The sequence below is a fragment of the Nostoc sp. genome (genome assembly GCF_036917555.1).
Lineage (GTDB): Bacteria > Cyanobacteriota > Cyanobacteriia > Cyanobacteriales > Nostocaceae > Nostoc.
On the sequence record NZ_JBALDD010000008.1, the window covers coordinates 196878 to 203294 of the forward strand.

4 protein-coding genes and 1 pseudogene are annotated in these 6417 nt (G+C 48.2%); all 5 read right to left on the reverse strand.

Going from position 1 to position 6417, the window contains the following annotated elements; all coding sequences use genetic code 11:
• Positions 1-170: 170 nt before the first annotated feature.
• The 5 genes and pseudogenes from V7K60_RS03685 to V7K60_RS03705 all read right to left on the reverse strand — a co-directional run bounded on the left by V7K60_RS03685 (position 171) and on the right by V7K60_RS03705 (position 5971).
• Entirely contained in the window at positions 171-476 is a 306-nt protein-coding gene (locus V7K60_RS03685; RefSeq protein WP_334923027.1) for an efflux RND transporter permease subunit, read from the reverse strand.
• Positions 476-2308, reverse strand: coding sequence for an efflux RND transporter permease subunit (locus tag V7K60_RS03690; RefSeq protein ID WP_334923037.1), 1833 nt, complete (start codon positions 2306-2308; stop codon positions 476-478). Before V7K60_RS03690 ends, V7K60_RS03685 begins: the two co-directional genes overlap by 1 nt.
• Positions 2199-3608: an efflux RND transporter periplasmic adaptor subunit gene (locus tag V7K60_RS03695; RefSeq protein WP_334923028.1), complete on the reverse strand. Its 1410-nt coding sequence runs from the start codon at positions 3606-3608 to the stop codon at positions 2199-2201. The genes V7K60_RS03690 and V7K60_RS03695 overlap by 110 nt, the downstream gene beginning before the upstream one ends.
• Before the next feature lie 166 nt (positions 3609-3774).
• Positions 3775-5028: pseudogene (locus V7K60_RS03700) on the reverse strand (NAD(P)/FAD-dependent oxidoreductase).
• A 307-nt stretch (positions 5029-5335) separates the two neighbouring features.
• Entirely contained in the window at positions 5336-5971 is a 636-nt protein-coding gene (locus V7K60_RS03705; RefSeq protein ID WP_334923029.1) for a superoxide dismutase, read from the reverse strand.
• Positions 5972-6417 lie beyond the last annotated feature (446 nt).

Genomic DNA, 6417 nt, shown 5'->3' on the forward strand with positions numbered 1-6417 from the left:
TGAACATACGCTTGTCCTCTGAAAGTTTAATTCACAACGCAAAATTTTTTGTGTATTTTGCCCTCCCATTGCATCTTATAGAAACTTAAATTAAAGGTTGAGCAGATTGGTTAGTGAGAACGCATTATAGTGAGTATTTCGTAATCCAAAATCTCAAATTCAAAATGATATTATTCACCTTGCAAAGACGCTTTGGAGTTAAACGTTGGAGCCGCTACCTCTTCTTGATTTTGTGTCGATTGAGTCGGTGATTCATCTCCACCTGCACCGGGTTTACTCGGTCTACCAGGACGCAAGAATCGGTCTTCCAGATTCTTAATGACGACGTAGAGAACGGGAACTAAAAACAAACTTAAGATCGTTGAGAAGGTGTAACCACCTACGAGCGCTGTACCGAGTGCCCAGCGGCTCATTGCTCCCGCCCCTGAGGCAACCACCAGAGGATAGAACCCCAGTATCCCTGCCAGTGCCGTCATCAAAATGGGGGACGTAACCGCTCTTCAGCCGCCCAGATGGCAGCTTGCGTGATGTTCATTCCCAGTTCACGAGATTGATTGGCGAATTCTACAATCAGAATGGCGTTTTTACTGGCAAGACCAATCAGCATGACCAGTGCCACCTGGGCGTAAATATTGTTATTTATGACGGGCCATATCCCCCCTGCTTGAAAGACACTAGCCCGAAAAACGATCGCCCTGATCGCTCCCAAAATCGCTAGAGGCACCGTCATCAGGATGATCAGGGGATCGATATAGCTTTCGTACTGCGTGGCTAACACCAGGAACACGATGACAAAAGCTAACCCGAAGATAATCGGCGCTGCACCCCCGGAGGTCTTTTCCTGAAATGCCGTTCCCGTCCACTCATAATCAAACCCAGGCTGCAATGCTTGTTTAGCCACCTCCTCCATTGCCGCGATCGCCTGTCCAGTACTAAAGCCTGGTGCAGGGGCAATTTGAATCTTGATTGCCGGGTAAACATTGTAGTGCGTGATGATCGGCGGATAAGATATCTGTTCAGTGCGGATTAACGTACTCATTTGCACGAGATTGCCATCTTGCGATCGCACATACAGCCGACTAATATCCCCTAGGTTGGAGCGGAAATTCCCTTCGGCTTGAGCATAGACTCGATAGAACCGTCCGCCTAATACATACTGGTTGATATAATTCCCACCCAGATACGTCTGCATGGTGCCAAAAATGTCATTAATATTGATGTTTTGGGCTTTCGCCTGGTTGCGATCGATCGACACCTGCATGATCGGGGCGGCGGTTGTGAATTGGGTAAACACACCTGCCACTTCTTTTCGCTGCCGAGCGGCTCCCATGAATTGCTGAGTACTAGACACCAGGGCTTCCATCGGCAGAGCGGCTCGATTCTGAATGTACATCTCCAAACCACCTGTGCTACCCAATCCATCGACTGGCGGTGCGTTGACGGCAATCAATCGGGCTTCGGCGATCGTAAATAGCTCTTTGTTCACCTTCTGCAAGATGCCAAAGACGGAATGCTCCGCGCCTGCCCACTCTTCCCAGGGTTTGAGCTTCACGAAAAACAGCCCCTTATTGCTGGCGTTTCCGTCAAATCCAAACCCAGCTAAACCCGTGATTCCCTCAACCTCTGGATGTTTCAGAATCATTTCCTCGACGCGCCGAACGATCGCATCCGTGTAATTTAGAGAGACACTGGGCGGATCTTCATTGAGGATAAAAAAGTATCCCTGATCTTCTTCGGGAATGAATCCTTGTGGGGTTGTCACATAAATCCAGCCCGTAGCTACCAACACAGCAATAAAGACGACCATCACCCCCCAGCGCAGGTGCACGAGGAATTCCACTGATCGGACATAGCCGCCTTTCATCCAGTCGAAAAACTGATTAAACCAGCGAAACAAGATGGCGAGCGGGTCATGCGATTGGCGAGGGGGACGCATGATGATTGCACCAATGCTGGGTGAAAAGGTGATGGCGTTGAAGACGGAAATGGCGATCGAAAAGGCAATAATCAGCGCAAATTGTTTGTAAACAATGCCCGTTGTCCCTGGGAAAAACGAAACCGGAATAAACACCGCCATCAACACCAGTGAAGTGGCAATGACGGCAGAGGTGAGTTCTTCCATTGCATCTAGAGCGGCTTGCATTGGTCGCATCCCCTGCGAGAGCTTTTCTACAATGGCTTCCACCACGATAATCCCGTCATCCACGACCAGACCAGTGGCGAGAATCACCCCAAACAAGGTCAACTGGTTGAGGGTAAACCCGAAGACAAAAGCGCACGCCATCGCGCCAATCAAAGATACAGGAATGGCAAGGACAGGAATGATCGTGATCCGCCAGTTTTGCAGGAAGAGGAATTGGACGATTGGCGTTATCCGGTTGAATTGGCGCACCGTCAACCAAACTTTGAATCCCTGACACAATCAACTGCTCACCTGCCTTGATGCCTGAAATGACTTGATAGGTCTGATCTTGAATTACACCAAGTTTCACGGGGCGTTGGCGCGCCACCTGAACGGTTTTTCCATCTTTGGATTCACTTTGGGCCACAAACACAAAATCTTGTGCGCCAACCTGGGAAACGGCAGCTGTTGAAATCAATATCCCTGGACTGGTTCTCCAGATGATTCTGGCTCGAACATACTGTCCATCTCGCAGTCTGCCACCCTGATTGGGAAACCGCGCCTTCGCCAAGATGGCTTGTGCGTCTGTATTGACTTGAGGAGAGATGAAGTAAAGGTTGCCCGTGCCCAGAGGTTTGTTCGTTTTAGGATCAATCAGGTTCACGGTTAATCCTCGACGCAGTTGGGCAGCATAGTTGGATGGTACCGAGATCCGCATATCAAAAGCATCATTGCAAGTGATGGTGGTAATGGTTTGACCCGTATTGAGATAGTCCCCAACTTTGACCGAAAAGTCGCCCACAATGCCACTGATTGGAGCCAGCACCTGTTTATAATTCAAATTGACGCTGGTGGACGCGGTGTCTGCTTGAGCTTGCTGCACGTTTGCTTGGGCTTGAGCCACCGCCGCTTCATCGGCGTTGACCTTCTTTTTAGCTGCATCCAGTTGGGCTTGAGCCGTTTCCAGATTATTCCGGGCAATATCCAGTTGTTGTCGCGCCTGTGCCCCCTCACTGACCAGTCCCTTTGTGCGGTTAAACTGGATTTGCTGAAGCTTGACATCAGACTCAGTGCTGACCTGATCGGCTTTGGAGGCTTGCAGTTGAGCTTGAGCCGTTACCACAGCCGATCGCGCTGAATTCGTCTTCGATTTAGCACTAGCGACGTTGGCTTGCGTTTGATCGGCACTGAGAGTGGCAATCAGAGTTCCCTGCTTTACGCGATCGCCATTCGCAACCAGGATTCGTTCAATCCGACCCTGGATCTGCGGTTGTAGGGTGATTCTCTCCTCAGCCTCTAGCGTTCCAACAAACTCAGCGCTTTCTTTCAGCGTTGCCGTTCCAACTGTTTGCAGTTTGACTGCCGCCGATGGCGGTCCCTTGGCTGTTGCTGCCGGATCTTTTTTTCCACAAGCACTCAGCAAGAGAGCAGTGAGGAACACTGCATTCAGCAAAGGATGACTGATTCTAATGAATTTAGCTGACATAGGCTTGATCAACACAGAGAACGGAACTCTAAAATCAACGTCACCAAAGAGGAAAAGGGGCATTGGGAAAGAGGAGGCAGAAGGCAAAAGGCAAAAGTTCTTTAATTTTGAATTTTGAATGCGTGAATTTTGAATTGATTTCTCCCCAGCTCCCCTGCCTCTTCGGTCATATCTTGTACTTGGCGCGATGGAGAATTCCATCACCCAGCCATTCAGCAGTGACTTTCAGATTATGGGAAGGCAATGGCAGCATCTCCAGATAGGTCAGTTGCCGGAGGACGTATCCCATCCTGCCCTTGACTTCGTACCGATCAAAAATCTCCGTTGCCCCCTCTTCCATGCCTAGCTTCATTAAGGTGCCTCGCAAGGACACCTGACTCGCTTTTAAGGCTTCACCCTTTGAAAGTGCAATCAGGTTCTGGGCGATTGTCTTTGCCTGCTGATAAGCCACTTGCGCTAACGCAGGTTCCGGCGTAGGTTGCGTCACACAATCGCCGCCTGCAAAAACGTCTGGATAATTGATCAGGTTCAGAGTCGGGGTGACAAACGGGCGACCGCGCTGGTCGCAGTCTGCTTCTGGAATCGGAAGATTTTTTACCACCGGATGCACCGCTGCTCCAGTTGTCCAAACGATTGTTTCAGCTTCTAAAACAGCAGGCTGACCGTCATGGATGTACTCGATCTGACCTGGATGCACCATAGTGACTGCCGCCCCCAGCAGTAACTCAACGGGAATTACACGCTGTTGCAGGGCAATCCGGGCTGTTTCACGCAGACGACCATTGACATCGCCCGATAGAATATCTGGACTGCGATTCATCAGCACAATCCGAATTTCTTGAGGATCGCCACCAAACTAGGCATAGAAAACTGGTAAGCTATCCGCTAAAGTAGCTGCGAGTTCAACGCCTGTTGGGCCTGCCCCAATCACGGCGATCGTCAACAGTTTTCGACGCAATTGGGGGTCTTCAGTTTTGCTGGCGCGTTTAAAGCACTGGATTGTGTGCTGCCGTAGCGCTAATGCATCCTCTTCTGTGCAAAAAGTGAAAGCATATTCAGCCGCTCCCGGTGTACCAAAATAGCCAACCGCGCCTCCTAGTGCCAGCACCAGATGGGTGTAGGTGTAATCCAATCCGGAAATTAATTCCACCTTTCGCTGCGTCAAGTCGATTTGCTGCACCGTGTCTTGCAGGAAGATAATGTTGCTGCCTTGGAGCAGTTTTTGATATCTGGGCCAGACTTGATTACCGTCCATCTGCCCGTTGAGAAAGTCATACAGCAACGGCTTAAAGATAAACTGCTCCGATTGATTAATCAGGAGAACTCGACCAGAATATTGGTGCTGGCTGAGGTAAAGATCTGTGAACAATCCTGTGAAACCAACACCCAAAATTACAGTTTGTTGATTCGAGCTACTCACTTAATCTCTGAACCTGGAATGTAAAAAGTGTGCCGTTTAAAAAGTAAAAAGTTTACACTGAGCGAAGTCGAAGTGTAAAAAGAAAGATGAATTCAATATTCCTTTTGACTTTTGCCTTATTCGGTGAAACAATCAGACACGCACTAAGTAAGTTGGCGCGAAAAAGCCCAAGTATGTTACGAAACGTAAATAGGCTTAAAACCCTTACTAATGAACAATACAACTCTTGGAGAGGCTGCGCCAACGGTAACTCTTGGAGACGCACTCGCGTTCGCTCAGTACAAGTGACAAAGGACAGATGACAGCCTTAGCCAGTTAGCTTTAATTGCGCCAACCTACTTAATTGATACATCTCCAATTGCCGAGTCACAAACTCCCAATTCACCAAATGCTCTAAAAACGCCTGGAGAAAATCAAGACGACGATTCTGGAAATCGAGATAGTAGGCGTGTTCCCAAACGTCACACGTCAAAAGTGGAATTTGCTGATTCACCATTGGATTCGTTGCATTTCGAGTTTTGACAACTTTGAGTTGGTTCTGGTCAAGCACTAACCAGGCGTAGCCACTGCCAAGCTGAGTTGCTCCGGCGCTTTTGAACTTAGTCACGAACTGGTCAAAACTGCCAAAGCGATCGTTGAATTTGTCAGCGAGAATTCCACTCGGTTGACCGCCACCGCCAGGTTTCATGCAGTTCCAGAAAAAAGTGTGGTTCCAAACCTGGGCGGCATTCTTGAAAATCATTGCCTTGCTCGTGTCGCTGTTGGTTGCCAGGATGATATCTTCTAGCGATTTGTTAGCAAATTCAGTCTCTTTAACCAGCGTGTTGAGCATGGAAACATAAATCGCGTGGTGCCTGTCGTGGTGGAACTCTAATGTTTTTTGAGACATGTAGGGTTCTAGTGCATCGTAAGCATACGGCAGGGGCGGAAGTTCAAAAGCCATAATCAAGGCTCCTAGTGCTACGGGTGTAACTGAAGTCCTGCCTTCAAGCTACGCTTTTATTTTTACTGATTGCTGGAAGTTCTACTGCTATGTTTGTCTTGTTAAGCTGCAACTTAAAGGATTTATTTCATCAGTTAACGGGACTTAGACAAATCAGTCAAACGACTAAATATCTGATTGATTCATTCCCTGTGCGCCACAATATCCGTATTTCTAAATCAATATCGGGAGCAATGCGATTTTGTTAGATGACCCCAAAGTAAAGTGCGATGCCTTCGGCGGGCGTAGCCATCGCTAAAAATTATTCTCAGTATATTAAAATATTTATTACATTTCTATCACTATTAACACTTACAGCGTTTTTCAATTGAATAGACCACAAATTTAGGAAACTAAAGAGGCAGCAAAAATACTCATAGTTATGCCGGCTCCCTACTCAACTGATT